This window comes from Acinetobacter lwoffii (assembly GCF_024129355.1).
GTDB lineage: Bacteria > Pseudomonadota > Gammaproteobacteria > Pseudomonadales > Moraxellaceae > Acinetobacter > Acinetobacter lwoffii_I.
The window spans coordinates 177,596-194,148 of sequence record NZ_JAMXXP010000002.1 but is presented as its reverse complement, the minus strand read 5'-3'; the positions used below and the strand labels follow the sequence as shown (position 1 = coordinate 194,148).

Below are 16,553 nucleotides of genomic sequence, written 5' to 3'. Positions count from 1 at the left end.
GCTTTCTATAAAAACCCTGCATCAGGCGCCAGTTGTCGGATGCAGGGTTTTTTTTGCTCAAATCAAAGTGAAAAAGATTTCTTTTAAAAGGATTTGTTATATTGTTAGGCTAAAACAAGAAACATTACATAATTATGCGATTTAGGGCAGAACACTTTAAAAAAAATCAGGGGAAAACAGATCAAAAAAGAAAGAGATTGATACTTCTTCTTTTGCCTTTATCTGTGTCTTTGGGGCATGCAGAAAACTCACCCCATTATTTTTCCAATCTCAAGAATGGCTTGGGCCAGCTGATTGCACCCAAACCGACACGGTCAGCGCATAGCATTGATATCACGTCGCTTGGTCATTATTCATTAGATACATCAAAAGTAGCTGAGCTGCCGTAAATTACCCGACCACAGTCAGGACAGTCAGCTTTAAGTCCTACGATCACAGGTGGCATTCCACAAAAAATGAATCTGGTGGAAGCCGTACACCGGGCAGTGCAACGACGTCCTGAAATCACCCAGAGTATTTCGACATTATCTGCGCAGGCAGCCAATATTGATGTAGCGAGAGCGGGTTATTATCCGCAGGTGTCCGGTGGTATCGGGACAGGGGATCTCACTTCCGGTGAACGTGGACGACAAATGGTTTCTTTGAATGCCACCCAGATGCTGTATGACTTTGGCAAAATTAAAACCAATATCAGTGTGGAAGAAGCCCGCTTGGCAGAAGAACAGGCAAGAGTGCTGGTTAGTTTGGATCAGATTGCATTTGAAGTAGCAGATGCAATAGTGAATATCAAACGTTATCAGCAAATCACCCAGATTGCCCAACAGCAGATTCAGGGCATTGGACGGATTGCAGAAATTGCCAATTTGCGTGCCCGCGCCGGAATCAGCAGTCAGGCCGACCCGATTCAGGCCCAGTCCAATCTGGAAGCAGCGCAATCGAATCTGATTGTTCAGCAGACCCAACTCAGACAATATCAACAACGCTTGCGTACCTTGCTAGGATTTGATGTATCAGCTATTGAATGGGATATTCCTGATCGTATTGTGGCACAGGCCGATCTTTATCAGGATCCGGAATTTACCCAGATTCCGAACATGATTCTGGCCCATGCCGGGGTCAATGTTGCCCGTTTGCAAAAAGATCAGGCGCGGCTAAGCCCTTATCCGACCATTAGTGTTAAAGGTAGTCTAAGTCAGGCGATGAATGGACGGAATCCAAATAATAATGAAGATGATGGCTTTTATAATTCAGTCATGATTGAAGCCAGCAGTAATTTGTATCAGGGTGGTGCAACGCGTTCACAGACCCGTGCCGCAAGCTATGCCGAAGAAGCTGCACGCGCACAGGTTAATACGGTCTATCTGGATGTGCTAGATCAGGTGCGCTTGATCCGCGAGCAAATTGAAAATAAACAAAAACAAATGGGGGTTTTATCCCAGCGCCGCGCAACCACGGTACGCACCAAAGAGCTGTATCAAGAACAATATAAATTGGGTACCCGAACCGTAGTGGATTTGCTGAATGCAGAGCAAGCCATTCATAGTGCCGCGCAGGAAATTGAATCGGCACGCTATGACATTTACTCGGCGATCGTACAGTACATTCAGGTCACGGGCCGTACACGGGATATTTACGCGCTTAACAGCATTTCTATTCAGGGGTTTGAAGTTCAGCCATGAGTACTACAATAATAAATTATCAACCTTGGCTTCAGGCAGTTTTAAATATTGCCCGGCATTACCGGATCGAGCCTTCTGAGGAGCGGATACGCCTGCAACTGGACTGGAACCAGCATCATGACATCGATGACATGCTCAAAATTGTCAGTCGTCAGATGGGTTTAAATGTCCGTAAAAATAAATTTGAGCGCAGCCTGCTGAATCCATGGCGTTTACCTTTACTGGTTGAATTCGATAGTGGTGATGTGGGGGTGATTGAACGCATCGACACACAGGGCAATGTCAGCATCCAGCTCAGTGGTGATGAAGGTTTATCTCAAAGTTTCACGATTGAACAGTTAGAGGTTGGCATAAAGCATCTTTATGTGCTGCGTCCTGAATCTTCAGTTCCAGATGCGCGGGTGGATGAATATATCAAACCCTTTGAGAAAAACTGGTTCTGGTCAATTGTCCTGAATGACTGGAAGCGCTATATCGATGTGATGTTTGCGTCTTTAATTGCCAATATTCTGGCACTGGCCACGATAGTTTTCTCGATGAATGTCTATGACCGTGTCATTCCATCGCAATCTATTCCGACGTTATGGGTGTTGGCCGGTGGCGTGCTGATCGCTGCGATTTTTGAATTTGTATTACGTGTCTCGCGGATCTATCTATCAGACATTATTGGTAAACGCGCGGATTTAAAAATTTCTGACCGGGTTTTTGGTCATTCCTTGCGGATTAAAAACAGTGAACGTTCCAAATCAACAGGAACCTTCATTTCACAAATTCGTGAGCTGGAAGGCGTCCGCGAACTGGTGACTTCAACCACAGTTACGGCCATTGCCGATCTGCCATTCTTCTTCCTGTTCTTAGGGATATTCTGGGTCATTGGGGGAAATCTGTTCTGGGTCATGTTACTCGTTGTGCCTTTAATGATTCTTCCGGGAATTCTGGCGCAGAAAAAACTGGCACAACTGGCCCAGTTGGGGATGCGTGAATCTGCCATCCGCAATGCCTTGCTGGTAGAAGCCGTACAAGGCATTGGAGACATCAAGCTGTTAAGGGCTGAAACGCGCTTCCAGAATCAGTGGAATCATATGAATGAAGTGTCAGCCGATGTCAGCATGCAGCAACGTAAAATTGTCGGCTTGATGACCGCCTGGACCCAAAAAATTCAGGGACTAACCTTTGCGATTGTGGTTTTAGTCGGGGCTTTTGCGGTGATGGAAGGTGACATGACCACGGGTGCTTTGGTGGCCTGTTCGATTCTTTCTTCACGCATGCTGGCACCAATTTCACAAATTACGGGTGTGCTGGGGCGCTTGCAACAGGCTAAAGTCGCGAAATCCGGTCTGGATGAACTCATGAAAAAACCGGTGGACCAGCCGGACTATTCGCACCTGATTCATCGTCCGGCACTAGATGGGCATTATGAGCTCAACGGTGTGGTGTTTAAATATGGCGATGATGATCCGAAACCGAGTTTGATGATTCCCAAGCTAGAGATCAAGCCCGGGGAGAAAATTGCAATTCTGGGCCGTAATGGTGCAGGAAAATCGACCTTGTTGCAGCTCTTGTCTGGGATGCAGACACCGTTACAGGGCAAGGTCAAGCTGGATGGGATTGATCTGACCCTGATTGATCCGTCAGATGTGCGGCGTGATATGAGTTTGCTAAATCAGAACTCGCAGTTATTTTATGGTTCAATTCGTGAAAACCTGACTTTGGGTGCACCTTTGGCCACCGATCAGCAAATTCTGGAAGCCTTACAAATTACCGGTGCACTGGGATTTGTACAGGAGAAAAAAGAAGGGCTGGATCATATCATTTTAGAGGGTGGTGTCGGCTTTTCTGGTGGACAGCGCCAAGCCTTGTTATTGGCGCGGTTGTTGATTCGTCAACCAAAGATTTTGCTACTGGATGAACCGACCGCTGCCATTGATGATGTGTCAGAAAAACAGTTGATTGATCATCTTAAAGGGTATTTAACCCATCGTACGATGATCGTCGCCACTCATCGCCGTGCGGTATTGGAACTGGTGGATCGTATTCTGGTGGTCAATGATGGCAAGATTGTGATGGATGGGCCACGGGATCAGATCCTGAATCAGTCGCAGGGTGGTAATAAGCGGGTTGTGGGAGCAAGTGCATGAGTGAACTACAGCAACTAAAACGTTCCAGCAAGGTCAGCTTTCAGGAACCGCCATTACCGAAATCAAGTGTCATCATCTGGATTATCGGCATTGGCCTATTGGTATTACTGACCTGGGCCTGGTTATTCAAATTGGAAGAAGTGTCTACCGGTACCGGGAAAATAATTCCATCATCCAAAGAGCAGGTGATTCAGTCTCTGGATGGCGGTATTCTGACCACACTCAACGTCAAAGAAGGTGAAATTGTCGAGCGTGGGCAAGTATTGGCCCAGCTTGATCCGACCCGCTTTGAATCCAATGTCGGTGAATCAGAATCCTTGCTGGTGTCGTCACGTGCCACTTCAGCCCGTTTACGTGCGGAAGTCACCGGCGCACCGTTGGTCTTTCCTGAAGAAGTGTTGAAATACCCCAAATTGGTTAAAGAAGAAACGGCCCTGTATCAGTCGCGTCGAGCCAATTTGCAAGAATCTGTTGCAGGCCTGGAACAGGCTTTGTTACTGGTGCAGCAAGAACTAGAAATGACCGCACCATTAGTTGCCAAAGGGGCAGCCAGTGAAGTTGAAGTGTTGCGTCTAAAACGTGAAGCCAACGATTTGCGTAATCAAATGAATGATATCCGTAATCAATATTATGTAAATGCGCGGCAAGAGCTGTCCAAAGCCAATACCGATGTGGAAACTCAGCAACAGGTGGTACGTGGCAAGTCGGATACTTTGAGCCGAACTGTTTTTAAATCACCGGTTCGCGGTGTAGTCAAAGAGATTGATGTGATGACGCTGGGCGGCGTGATTCCACAAAATGGCAAGTTGATAACCATCGTGCCACTGGATGAAAAATTACTGGTTGAAGCACGAATCTCGCCGCGTGATATTGCCTTTATTCGCCCTGATCAGGAAGCATTGGTTAAAATTACAGCTTATGATTATTCGATCTATGATGGGTTGAATGGTAAAGTTGCGATGATTTCACCGGATACCTTGCGTGATGAAGTCAAGCAGGATCAATTTTATTATCGGGTGTATATCCGTACCGATAGCGACAAGCTCAGCAATAATGCCGGGCAGGAGTTCAATATTACTCCGGGGATGGTGGCCACCGTGGATATTCGCACAGGTTCAAAAACCGTGATGGATTATCTGATCAAGCCATTTAACAAGCCAAAGAAGCCTTGCGTGAACGATAATATTTGCCAAGAAGTTGAGTAAAACAATCGATTAAAATCAGGCCTCTCCGTGGAGAGGCTTTTTATTTGTCTGTGCAAAGCAGGTATACTGCAGCAGTGAGAGTTTAAAGTCTGAAGTTATGCCATTTACCATTGCCAGCCTGGTCAGTTTTGAGGAAGACATCAAAAAAAGCCGCTTTCAGGCCTTTGCCACCCCTGTTGAAAATGAGCAGGACGTCAAAGATTTTCTGGAGGCTTATCGCGATCCAAGTACCACCCATCAATGCTGGGCCTGGAAAATTGGCCATCAGGTACGCTTTAATGATGATGGTGAACCTTCAGGCACAGCGGGACGCCCGATTCTGGCGACCATTGAAGGCAATGAGCTGACCAATGTGCTGGTACTGGTCAATCGCTGGTATGGCGGGATCAAGCTGGGAACAGGGGGCTTGGTACGTGCCTATGGCGGTTGCGCTGGACAATGTTTGTTGTTGGCAGAAAAAATTGAACTGATTGAAAAGAAGAAGGTGCAATTTTCCTGTCAATTCAATGAATGGGCCATCTTTCAATATGAATTGAATCAGCAGCAAATCGATTATCAGGAAGAATATACAGCCGAAGGGGTGCAGATCAGCGCCTTATTTCACTTACATCAAATTCAACCTTTTGCCTTAAAAATTCAAGATGTGACCCGCGGCCGTGAACAGCTCAAAATCATAGAAGAAGCGACAGATGACTGACGTAGATCCATTACTGAAATATCGTGAGCAGCATAAACATCGCCTGAATTACATGCCTTGGCTGTACTGGTCTTTAAAGCCAAAAAATCGCGGTTGGGCAGAAGCGTGGCAAAAGGACTATCAGGCTTACTTGATGGAAATGGAAACCGTCGAGATTGGTGAAAACTGTTTTATTTCACCTCTTGCACATATTTTCGCGGAGCCGGGACGCAAAATCATTATTGGTGATAATAGCTTTATTGCTGCAGATTGCACCTTACATGGCCCCCTAGAGATCGGTAATGAAGTGGCGATCAATCATCACTGTATTCTGGATGGTGGCCGGGTGGGGATTAAACTGCATGATCAGGTGCGTATCGCCGCTTATTGTCATCTTTATGCCTTTGATCATGGCATGGATCTGGAGCAGCCGATTTATCAGCAGCCAGTACGATCGCAAGGCATCGAGATCGGTCGGGATGTATGGCTAGGTGCGCATGTCGGTATCAAGGATGGAATTAAAATCGCAGATCAGGCCGTGGTGGGAATGAACAGTATGGTGACCAAGAATGTTGAGGAACGCGCGATTGTCGCCGGTAATCCGGCTCAATTCATTCGCTATCGTGAATAAGCTTTTGGAAGTCAATTGCTTGATACAACAGCCTGACTCAGCAAATAGATCGATATGTTGATCTATATTTGTTCACATAAAAGTTAACATATTTCAATTCAAGCCTTACAGATTTTGCTGCACATTTTTGAATGCTTATGCTAAGTTAAAAATAACTAAGAAATTTTTATCATAAATAGAAGAGAGGCTAAACATGAAACGTGTCATTGCCTGCATCGACTCATCACCATGTATAAACGCGCTGGCAGACGCGGCGGCATGGATTGCCAAACAGACTGGGCGTGAACTGGTCCTGTTACAGGTTTTGGATTATTACCCGGCCAGTTATCATCTGGGGGAAATCAGCGGAGTGATCGGCTTTGAAAGCAATGCCATGTTACTCAAAGAACTGGCTGAGCTTGAACAAAAACAAAGTGAAATTGCGCTGGATTATAGCAATAACCTGCTGCAACACATTTCCGAGCGGATTCTGGCAGAACACGGTATTCAAACCACACATATTCAGGAAAAGGGTGATTTTCTGGAGCAAAGCTTCCAGATCCTGCAGCCTGATGATATTGCAGTGATTGGATTACTCGGTGAACGCTCGGCTGAAAAAAACAAACCGATTGGTACCAATGTCGAAAATTTTATTCGTGGGGCAAACTGTACCGTGATGACAGTCGGGGAACAGTTTAAGCCACCGACACGATTTATTTTTGCCTATGAATATTCACCAACCTGTATCAAGATGATGAAACGGATTGCGGAAAGTGATCTGCTGCGCTTATTGCAATGCCATCTGTTATATATCGGTGATCATGCTGAGATTCTGAATGAGCCTTTGCAATATTTAAATCAGGCTGGTTTAGATGTGGTGCCACAATACCGCTATGGCGATGTCGCAGAAAATATTTTGACCTATCAGCAGGAACTCGGAATTCAGCTGATCGTGTTGGGTGCATTTAGTCACAGTAAAATTCACCAGTTCTTTTTGGGCAGTATTGCGACTACGATTTTCCGGAATTCAAAAGTGCCTTTACTGGTTGCGAAGTGAGAATTGCATATAATAGCCAAGCGCGAAGTCTAATCGTAAATTGTTACAGCTTGATTTAAAAATGACCAGAGTTATCCTCATATATTGTGGATAACTCTGTGGTTAATATTTATAAGTTAATGTTATTTATGGTAAATATGTCATTGGGTGATTTTTGTTCTTCTTGTTTTATTTCACAATCGCGAGTGCAAAACCATCATGTCCTTTGCTGCCAACCGTTTGTAAAGCAGTGCATGACAAGATACGTGGATGATTTTGAAGCGCTTTAAACATGTCACGAATGCCTTCAATACTTGGTTTATTATTGTCCGGGTTAATGATTTCGCCAGCACGAATCACATTGTCCAGAAAAATAAGTGTACCTGAGTGCGACAGGTTTAAACTGAGTTCCAGATATTCCGGATAACTCTGTTTGTCTGCATCAATAAAGATGAAATCGAAAGCTTCCGTATCTTCAGGCAGGGCTTTAAGCACATCTGCTGCACGGCCGCATTTCAGTTCAACGGTCTGTTTAAGCTGCGCGCGATCAATATTTTCCTGACCCATCGCTGCATGGGTATCACGTCCTTCAATGGTCAGGATATAGCCATCATCCGGCAAAGCACGTGCCAGCCACATGGTGCTATATGCTGCAAATGTGCCGAGTTCCAGTATACGTTTACATTGGTTCATCTGGATTAGCATCTGCAACAACATGCCTTGGTTCGGTGCTACAGCCAGATGATCAGGAAAACCGTGCGCTGCGGTATTCTCAAGAGTTTGATTCAGAATAGGGTCTTCAGGAATTAAATGTGAATCAATGTAGTGATCAATGTCTGTCCACATTTGTTGCATAGTCTTAGCACCTCGATTGCGATGCGTGCATTTTAAACTTTTCGCGGCAGAGCGCAATTTATTGTTCTATAGGTGATGATTTTTTAGGCTCTACAATGTCCTGAATGAACTTTGTAGAGTGGTTGTCATGACTTAGTAATTACACATTGAGGAATTACGGCCTAAACTCGGTCCCCAAGTACGATAACCTTGGGTATCGATGTGGATCTGGCCAGAAGCATACATGCCGAGTCCCATATTCAGGCTTTGACCATGCTGCACCCAGAACTGGCACAATTTAAACTTGGTATTTTCAATATAACTATAATCTTGTGCTTGGGGATATTCAGGCCCAATCCGGAAATCGATGGCAGAGTTGTACAGATGGCGTGAAGAATTGGCACCGCCGGCACACTGGTTTAAAGGCAAGTCACGATAGACTGATGTGACTTCAAAATCAGTCAGTACATTGGCTGCAACCAGATATTTAAAGACTTTTAAAGTGGGGATCTGATTGGCCCATAATTCACGGCTCGGAATCATGTATTGGGAACGACCACACTTGGCCCAATCACGTGCAGTACGCATCAACTCGAAACTCGGAATGATATTGCCAACCCCATGACGTTCCAGAAAAACCTCATATTCACGCACGCGTGACAAATTATCCAGTGCCGATACCCAGTGAGTATACACATAAGGCACAGTTTTCGGGTGGGCTTTACGATCGTATTGAACACGTTCTTGTGGAATGTAAATCCGTTTTCCAGCAGGTGTGGTGGCCTGTCCAGGTTGTTTTGTGGTCGTGGTACAGCCCACAAAAACAAGAGGAATTATACAAAGACTCAATAATCCCTTTAACAAGTTCTTCATTTATAGAAATCAGATATTTACAAAATAGCGCTATTTTAGACTAAATATAGGGAGAAATTTGGAGAATATTGCAATGAAATGTGTGCGTTGAGTATAAAAAAGATCAGCATTTGCTGATCTTTTAAAGTTTAAACTAATTACTTTTCAAGGTATTGTAATTTGTCTGCTTTGCCATTCCATTCTTCACGGTCTGCTGGCTGGTCACCAATTTGTGTGATATTTGGCCATTTTTGTGACAGGTCAGCATTCAGTTCAATAAAGACTTCCTGACCTTCTGGTAATTCGTCTTCAGAGAAAATTGCATTTGCCGGGCATTCAGGTTCGCATAACGCACAGTCGATACATTCGTCCGGGTTAATCACAAGGAAGTTAGGACCTTCATAGAAACAGTCTACAGGGCAAACTTCAACACAGTCTTGATATTTACATTTAATACAATTTTCAGTGACAACGAAGGTCATGGCGACAGCTACCTAAAAAATATGGTTCTAATTACGAATGCTGTATTTTAGGCAAAAACAGGGGGAACTAACAATTCCTTTTATTGATATTTGTTATATATAGGGCTGTTAAATTTGAAAAAAGGTCGCATACCGATGAATTACAGCATTCATCGGTATGTTCAGGACATCGACCCTATGCCAGATGAGGTCTAGGACCGAGAATTAACTTGACTGTTTGATCAGGTCTTTGAGCGCATATAACTGCTGCAAGGCTTCACGTGGCGTTAAACTATCTACATCAATATCTTCGAGTAAGTCCAGTGCAGGCGATTCTTTTTCAATTTCGATGATACGTTCTATAGGCTCCATAACTTCAGGCATTGCAAAAAGATCATGCTGCGGGCTCAGTGGCTTGGCCTGATGCTGTTTTTCCAGAATCTTTAAGCGGTTTTGCGCTTCTTTAATCACCGCAGCCGGAATGCCTGCCAATTTCGCGACTTGCAAGCCATGACTTTGACTGGCCGGGCCATGTTGCACCTTATGCAATAAAATCAGATTACCATTCAGCTCTTTGGCCGTGACATGGTAGTTATTAATGCCACTTTCCTTATCCAGTTCAGTCAGTTCGAAATAATGGGTAGCAAATAGACATAAACATTGAATGCGTTTGGTCAGATCCAGCACACAGGCCCAAGCCAAAGACAAGCCATCATAGGTACTGGTTCCACGGCCAACTTCATCCATGAGTACCAAAGACTGGCTGGTGGCATGATGCAGGATTTGCGAGGTTTCGGTCATTTCCACCATAAAGGTTGATTTGCCGGTCGATAAATCATCGGCAGAACCAATACGGGTAAAGACACGGTCAACCGGACCTAAGGTTGCAGCTTGTGCCGGAACATAGGCACCACAATAAGCCAGTAATACAATCAATGCAGTCTGGCGCATAAAGGTCGATTTACCGCCCATATTCGGACCGGTAATAATCGCCATCCGATGGGAAAAATCCAGTCGCGTATCGTTCGGCGTAAAGGCGGTTTTACTCAGGGCTTCTACCACCGGATGTCGACCGGCAGTGATACTTACACCGATTTCAGGGCTAAATTTTGGACGCGACCAGTTGCGTAAACGCGCCTGATGGGCAAAATTAGCAATCAGATCAATCTGGGCAATGGCGCTGCTCATCATCTGTAAACTGCCGATATCCTGACGCAGTTCATCCAGCAGCATTTCAAACAGCATTTTTTCACGGGCCAAGGCACGCGATTCGCTTGATAAGACTTTATCTTCAAATGCTTTCAGTTCAGGTGTGATGTAGCGTTCGGCATTTTTCAGGGTTTGCCTACGAATATAGTGCTCGGGTGCCTGTTCAGCCTGTGCGCGGGTCAGCTCAATATAATATCCACTGACGCGGTTGTAGCCAATTTTCAGTCCCGGAATGCCGCTTTGTTCACGCTCTTTAATTTCCAGATCAATCAGGAACTGGCTGGCATGATCACGAATCTGACGTAGTTCATCGAGTTCACTGTCAAAACCTTCTGCAATGACATTCCCATCACGCAGCAGGACGGGTGGATTTTCCACAATGGCGGACATCAGACGTTGATGCAGACCATGGAAGTCGCCTAGCTCTTCATTGAGTTGTACTAAAAGTTTGGACTGTTGCTGACTGACAATCGGTTGCAGGGCATGGCGTAAAAATGGAATTTGCGCACAGGCCTGACGCAGTTGCACCAGATCACGTGGACGGGCACTGCCAAGCGCAATACGGCTCAGCACGCGTTCAATATCGCTAATTTCTTTTAGTACCAAACGTACAGGTACTTCGTGGAAACCTTGCAGCAGGGCTTGAATGGCATCCAGGCGCTCATCCAGCAAGGCGGTATCGCGTAAAGGTTGCATCAGGGTGCGACTGAGCAAGCGCCCCCCCATGGCAGTCTGGCAATCATTGATCAGCTGAAATAAGGATGTCCCATGTTCAAATAAAGGCTCAATCAGTTCAAGATTACGGCGTGTCACCGGATCCAAAGCAATAAAATCTGAACTCTGTTCTAGCTGAATCGTGCGGATATGCGGTAACGCAGTTTTCTGGGTTTCTTTGGCGTAGTGAATCAGTGCCGCTGCGGCTGCTTTAGCCAAAGGTAAATGATCAATTCCGAAACCTGAAAGCGTGCTGACGGCAAACTGGTCACATAAGGTTTTTTGTGCATTATTCAGGTTGAAATCAACATTTGGACGTTTGGTGACCGAGATATCCAGTTGCTGTTTGAGTTGTTCGGTCAATGTCGGATCAGCGATATTTTCATCCAGCAGAATTTCGCTTGGCATCAAACGTGCCAGTTCAATCATGAGCTGGTTAAGATCATAATCCTGCTGCTGTACTTTAAATAAGCCAGCGCTGAGATCGAGAAGTGCAATGCCAATCTGACTCTGCTGAATACATAAAGCCACCAGATTCGAGCTTTGATGTGCACCGAGCATGGCATCATCGGTCAGGGTGCCCGGCGTAATAATCCGAACTACACCACGCTCAACCGGTCCTTTCCCAGTAACCTCGCCGATCTGCTCGCAGATCACCACGGTTTCGCCCTTTTTGACCAGACGTGCCAGATAGCCCTCGGCTGCATGATAAGGCACGCCCGCCATAGGAATCGGCTGACCATTGGCTTTACCACGATGGGTCAGGGTAATGCCTAAAATCTTGGCTGCCTTGTGTGCATCTTCAAAGAACAGTTCATAAAAATCACCCATACGATAAAACATCAAAGAATGCGGATGCTGCATTTTCACCGACATGTATTGCTGCATCATAGGTGTAAGTGATGATAGATCAATACTTGAATTTTCTATGTTCATCTAATAAAAATACCTTTAAAAATAATAAGTTCTTCAATGATAATCATCTGCTTACATTCCTATTGCTGCTTAGGGGTAACGAGCAAGTCCTAAGGAATCCAGTGAATAAGTATACCTTTTAGTATACCTTTTATTGGTGTATCTTATTTAAAATCCTATCAGCATATGCATGCTGAAAAATCTGAGGGTGATTTTAGCAAAATTACCGAGTGCGAAAAGGTTAGAAAAACTATATGACTGTAAAAGATCCTACTTATACAAAAAAAGTAGCGTTAACTGCTCGAGCTATTGAAAAAATGAAACCTGAAACTTTCTTAGTAGATATTGGTGAAAATGAAGGGTTAAGAGTTAATAAGGGGAAAACAGGTCTGACTTCATTTTCTTATCGCTTCAGAAGTCCTATTGATAACTCGTTAAAGAAAGTAAAAATTGGTACTTATCCAGATATGTCATTGGCTGAAGCTAGAGTAGAGCTTCAAAAGATGAAGATCAAACGCAGAGCAGGTATTTGCCCAAGTCAGGAGCTAAAAGATCAGAAGGAACAAAAAAAGATTGAGCAAGAAAAACGAGATGAAACAAATGCCCAATTTACAGTCAAAGAATTGATTGATTTATATTTAACTAATGTAATTGAAGACCGTTATGTTTTAGATAGTAAAACAGGCAGTAAGAAGTTGATTCCAGGAGCGAGAAAACGTAAAGGACAAGATGAAGCTAGAAGAACACTATACGGCGATGCGGTTAGAGTGTTAGGGCATATAGCAGCTGATCAAGTGACGCGAAAAGATGTCGTAAATATGATTTCTAAAATTATTGAGCGTGGGGCAAATGTTCAAGCTGGGCGTGTGCTAGCAGAATTAACGTTGGCTTATGACTACAGTATAGGATTGGAAAAATTTAAGGATGATTTTGCAAATCCGGCACTTTTGGCTAAATCGAGTTTAAAGCAAAGCAGGGTGAAATTAACACACAAAAAGGGTAGCCGAGTACTATCAGATAAAGAAATTAAGAAAGTATTGGAATGGCTTCCAACATCAGGTTTCTCAGAAAAACTTAGGCATATTATTAGAATTACGTTATGGACTGGGTGCCGTACTGGAGAAGTTTGTGAGTTGAAATGGGCGGACATTGATTTTGAAAAAAGTACGTGGCATTTAAAAGGAAGCAAGAATGGTACGGATAGGTATGTCCAACTTTCTAAACAATGCCTTGAATATATAAAAGCATTATCTCGTGAGTCAGACTTTCTTTTTGAATCAAGAATTAAAGGCAGGTCAATTACCCAAAAAATTCTTACAGTGTATAAATGGCAAATGCGACATCCTGAAAAACTTTCATATGCATTGCAGCCTGAACAATTGTGGTTGTCCGAAATTGAGGATTGGAGTCCGCACGATTTAAGGCGGACTGTACGTACTGGTCTATCTAGGTTAAGTTGTCCTGCAGAAATTGCAGAAGCTGTATTAGGGCATTCAAAAAAAGGAATACAAGGTACTTATAATTTGCATGCGTATGAAAAAGAATGTGCGGAATGGTTACAAAAGTGGGCCGATCATTTAGATGCTTTATAAAATAAATAAAAAGAGAACCTCTGGAAGATGCTCTCTTTTTATATGTTACAAAAATCTTTTGAAATATTGTTCAATAGAGTTTTCATTGCACAATATTTCTTTAGTGAGTAAATTTTCGACCATACTAATATTATTTACCTTAATAGTTTTTGGTGCGCTTTGCCCTAAACTGATCAACTTAATCCAAAGCTGTTGATGTTCTTCATAGCATTTTACAAGATGACCAGACAGGGTTGTGATTTTATTAAGAGTAGGATCAAAAAACTGAATTTCATGATCATTTTCCGCACTTCTTATCAAAGAGTTGTGTGATTCAATTTGATTTTTATATCGAGGGAGTTTCTGCTCAGTCTGTGAGGTCTTCATGAAATTGAGTATTGATTGAAAAATAAAACGAATTCCTAGAAAGAGTACACTCACAAAAAAGAAGAAAATTATAATTCCAAAAATCGCTTTAAGCATAGTTGTAATTCCAAGTGATTTAATACTTCTCTTAATAACTATATATTGGTATAAATACATGAATCAATTACAAAACATCCTTTATTTAGTTAAGTTAAGAAGAACATTAAAATGAGAGTAATTTTAGTCGCAAGACCAGAAACGGTTGATATGTTAATCAATCAGTCTGAAAGCGGATTTAGTGGTGGGGCGAAAAAAGTAGCATTTGGAGCAGCAGCTGTTGCTGCAGGCGCTACGGCTCCAGCTTGGGCAGGAGCAACATTGTTAGGTGCTAGTGCCTTAGCTGCGAAAAAATATGGTTTATCTAAAGAAGGAGTTAAAGAGGGTTTGCGTGATGCTACAACACTTGCAAACAGCCTGTTATCTATTAAAGATAAGCCAGAATTAGATTTAGAGGGAAAACTTAACAAACTTTCCCTTAATCTAAATTTACCGGTATCTCTTACTTATGTCCCTCTGGATCAAGCTGGTTCGTTAGAGCTTGGTATTGGTGATATGCCTGTTGATGGTAGTTTTTACATTAGCCATCCAATTCTTGAAAACGTTTTCATTAGACCTGCTGAATATACAGCTGTTTTGGCTAAGGAAAAAGAAGCGGCATTTATGAATTTGGCTTCAGCTCTAGGTGCTAAGACTATCCGTTTGGAAAGTTTTTATATCAAAGAGTCTGGAGGTTTTTTTGGATCTAAAGTTAAGCCGAATATTCTTGCTCAACAAATTGGAATTAATGCCCGGTTTGACTCAAAGGGCCAATTAGAAAAAAATATTTATAAAGAATTTAATAAGCCAAAATTTTCGCCACATGTTCCTAATGAAATACAACAATGGACTAAAATTGATCCGGATCTTCGCCAATTGGCAAAAGACAGACTCACAAATAACTTGTCAAATATTAATGTTAAGTTAAGTTTTAAAGAAGTAAATACTGGTGGTGCTCAAGTAGCCTTAGCACTTGCAGGGAAAAAATTAAATATTGGTGGAGAGTACCAAACTATCAATGAATCAAGCTGGGACTTTAGCGTGGAATTCTACGAAGATGAATTAATCGTTTCATAAGTTTCGCCTTTGAATGAACCGTACTGGTTTTGTCGGAGAATTAAAAAGACCCATCATTGATGGGTCTTTTTTTATGCCACTTTTTCTACAGTTTGCCTGAGAGTGTTTGATATGGCGTAACCATTTTCTGGATCTGCCGAGTTTTCATCTAGAGGGTAAAACTCATCGATGACGTCTGAATCTTCTTCAGAATTAATCTCAAATACAGCATTGGCAAAACCTTTCCTTGCTGTAAAGTCCAAAGCCTCCTGATAAAACCCAGCTTGCTTGCTCTGCTCATCAATTTTCTTGGCTTGAGCAATCGCATCATTCAGGTTAATTCCTTCCCTTAAAGTCAGATCTACGTAGTACACCGGCTGCCGATAGCTTTGTGTGGTGCTTTTCCCTCTTAAAGTGAGTTGCAATGGTAGGCACGATAGTAAGCCTCCTGAAGCTGCATGGTAATAACTCAGTCGTGCAGCCAAAGTCCGAATACTGTTAAAGCCTGTGGTTCTAAAGATAAAGGTGCCAAATTCATCCGAATCATCCAAATTCACATGCAGGCGACCGTAGGGCTTGCAGTTCCCTCCTTGAGCCAATGGGCATAAATCAGGGGATGGACATGGATGTTGCTCGATTCCTTGACTGGTTAAACGCTGGCAGGTTTCACCATTGCCGACACAGACTGGCCGTCCAGTCTGGCGGTCAAACAAGCTATACTCCGCGCGTAAGTTCAGATCAGGATCATTAAAGATCATTCGGACGGGTATAGTTCTGAGTTTTTGATTAGGCGTATTGGCTCGAAGCTGTTCATCCAGAGGATGCTTTATCCAGCCATTCTCTTTGCTTTGGATCTGGGAAGTAATGGTGAACTGATCATCTTTTTCAGGTAGGCGTTTACCATTCTTTTCCACCATCCGGCCAATACTGATACGCCCCAATGCAGGAGGTGTAATCGCTAAACCTTTAATCATTCTATTTTCCTCAATTTGGTTTTTTACAGATCATCCACCTTTATGTAGATCACCTGATTCAATAAATATGTATATAGCTAGCTACAAAAGCCGCGACCGTATTGCCCTCTATTCCTAGCGAATGGAGGGCGGAGAACGTTTTTTGTGCATCGCTATTTGAA

At 43.3% G+C, this 16,553-nt stretch carries 12 protein-coding genes and 2 pseudogenes; 8 read left to right on the top strand and 6 right to left on the bottom strand.

Translation table 11 applies throughout. The features are described 5' to 3' along the window. Window positions 1-212 precede the first annotated feature (212 nt). The 6 genes and pseudogenes from NI468_RS02385 to NI468_RS02360 all read left to right on the top strand — a co-directional run bounded on the left by NI468_RS02385 (window position 213) and on the right by NI468_RS02360 (window position 7,365). Window positions 213-1,679 (top strand): annotated as a pseudogene (locus tag NI468_RS02385) (TolC family outer membrane protein). After that, window positions 1,676-3,817, top strand: coding sequence for a type I secretion system permease/ATPase (locus NI468_RS02380; RefSeq protein ID WP_253099588.1), 2,142 nt, complete (start codon window positions 1,676-1,678; stop codon window positions 3,815-3,817). The pseudogene NI468_RS02385 and the gene NI468_RS02380 overlap by 4 nt, the downstream one beginning before the upstream one ends. Further along, window positions 3,814-5,000, top strand: a pseudogene (locus tag NI468_RS02375) (beta-barrel domain-containing protein). Before NI468_RS02380 ends, NI468_RS02375 begins: the two are co-directional and overlap by 4 nt. Window positions 5,001-5,119: 119 nt before the next feature. Beyond that, complete coding sequence (locus NI468_RS02370; protein ID WP_253099586.1) at window positions 5,120-5,719, top strand: IMPACT family protein; 600 nt, start codon at window positions 5,120-5,122, stop codon at window positions 5,717-5,719. Next, on the top strand, window positions 5,712-6,329 hold the full coding sequence (locus tag NI468_RS02365) for a DapH/DapD/GlmU-related protein (RefSeq protein ID WP_253099584.1): 618 nt from the start codon (window positions 5,712-5,714) through the stop codon (window positions 6,327-6,329). Before NI468_RS02370 ends, NI468_RS02365 begins: the two co-directional genes overlap by 8 nt. Window positions 6,330-6,522: 193 nt before the next feature. Then, entirely contained in the window at window positions 6,523-7,365 is an 843-nt protein-coding gene (locus tag NI468_RS02360) for a universal stress protein (RefSeq protein ID WP_004279943.1), read from the top strand. A gap of 168 nt (window positions 7,366-7,533) precedes the next feature. On the opposite strand, the gene NI468_RS02355 is transcribed toward NI468_RS02360, so the two are convergent. The 4 genes from NI468_RS02355 to mutS form a co-directional block, all read right to left on the bottom strand. Further along, a complete protein-coding gene (locus NI468_RS02355) occupies window positions 7,534-8,199 on the bottom strand; it encodes an O-methyltransferase (protein WP_004646686.1) in 666 nt (221 codons plus the stop codon). A 132-nt stretch (window positions 8,200-8,331) separates the two neighbouring features. Next, the gene (locus tag NI468_RS02350; protein WP_004279938.1) at window positions 8,332-9,051 is read right to left on the bottom strand and encodes a D-Ala-D-Ala carboxypeptidase family metallohydrolase; all 720 of its coding nucleotides are present in this window, start codon (window positions 9,049-9,051) and stop codon (window positions 8,332-8,334) included. 137 nt (window positions 9,052-9,188) lie between these two features. Further along, window positions 9,189-9,512, bottom strand: coding sequence for a ferredoxin FdxA (gene fdxA / locus NI468_RS02345; RefSeq protein ID WP_004279936.1), 324 nt, complete (start codon window positions 9,510-9,512; stop codon window positions 9,189-9,191). A 204-nt stretch (window positions 9,513-9,716) separates the two neighbouring features. Beyond that, the gene (gene mutS, locus NI468_RS02340) at window positions 9,717-12,350 is read right to left on the bottom strand and encodes a DNA mismatch repair protein MutS (RefSeq protein WP_253099581.1); all 2,634 of its coding nucleotides are present in this window, start codon (window positions 12,348-12,350) and stop codon (window positions 9,717-9,719) included. A gap of 233 nt (window positions 12,351-12,583) precedes the next feature. Here mutS and NI468_RS02335 point away from each other — a divergent pair, with 233 nt between their 5' ends. Beyond that, on the top strand, window positions 12,584-13,921 hold the full coding sequence (locus tag NI468_RS02335; RefSeq protein WP_253099576.1) for a tyrosine-type recombinase/integrase: 1,338 nt from the start codon (window positions 12,584-12,586) through the stop codon (window positions 13,919-13,921). A 45-nt stretch (window positions 13,922-13,966) separates the two neighbouring features. On the opposite strand, the gene NI468_RS02330 is transcribed toward NI468_RS02335, so the two are convergent. Then, on the bottom strand, window positions 13,967-14,383 hold the full coding sequence (locus NI468_RS02330) for a hypothetical protein (protein ID WP_253099574.1): 417 nt from the start codon (window positions 14,381-14,383) through the stop codon (window positions 13,967-13,969). Window positions 14,384-14,494: 111 nt separating this feature from the next. On the opposite strand from NI468_RS02330, the gene NI468_RS02325 reads away from it, so the two are divergent. After that, window positions 14,495-15,439, top strand: a complete 945-nt coding sequence (locus tag NI468_RS02325) for a hypothetical protein (RefSeq protein ID WP_253099571.1) — start codon at window positions 14,495-14,497, stop codon at window positions 15,437-15,439. A 71-nt stretch (window positions 15,440-15,510) separates the two neighbouring features. Here NI468_RS02325 and NI468_RS02320 read toward each other — a convergent pair whose 3' ends face one another. Then, window positions 15,511-16,392 (bottom strand): recombination directionality factor, encoded by an 882-nt coding sequence (locus NI468_RS02320; RefSeq protein WP_253099568.1) that lies wholly within the window; start codon window positions 16,390-16,392, stop codon window positions 15,511-15,513. Window positions 16,393-16,553: the final 161 nt, after the last annotated feature.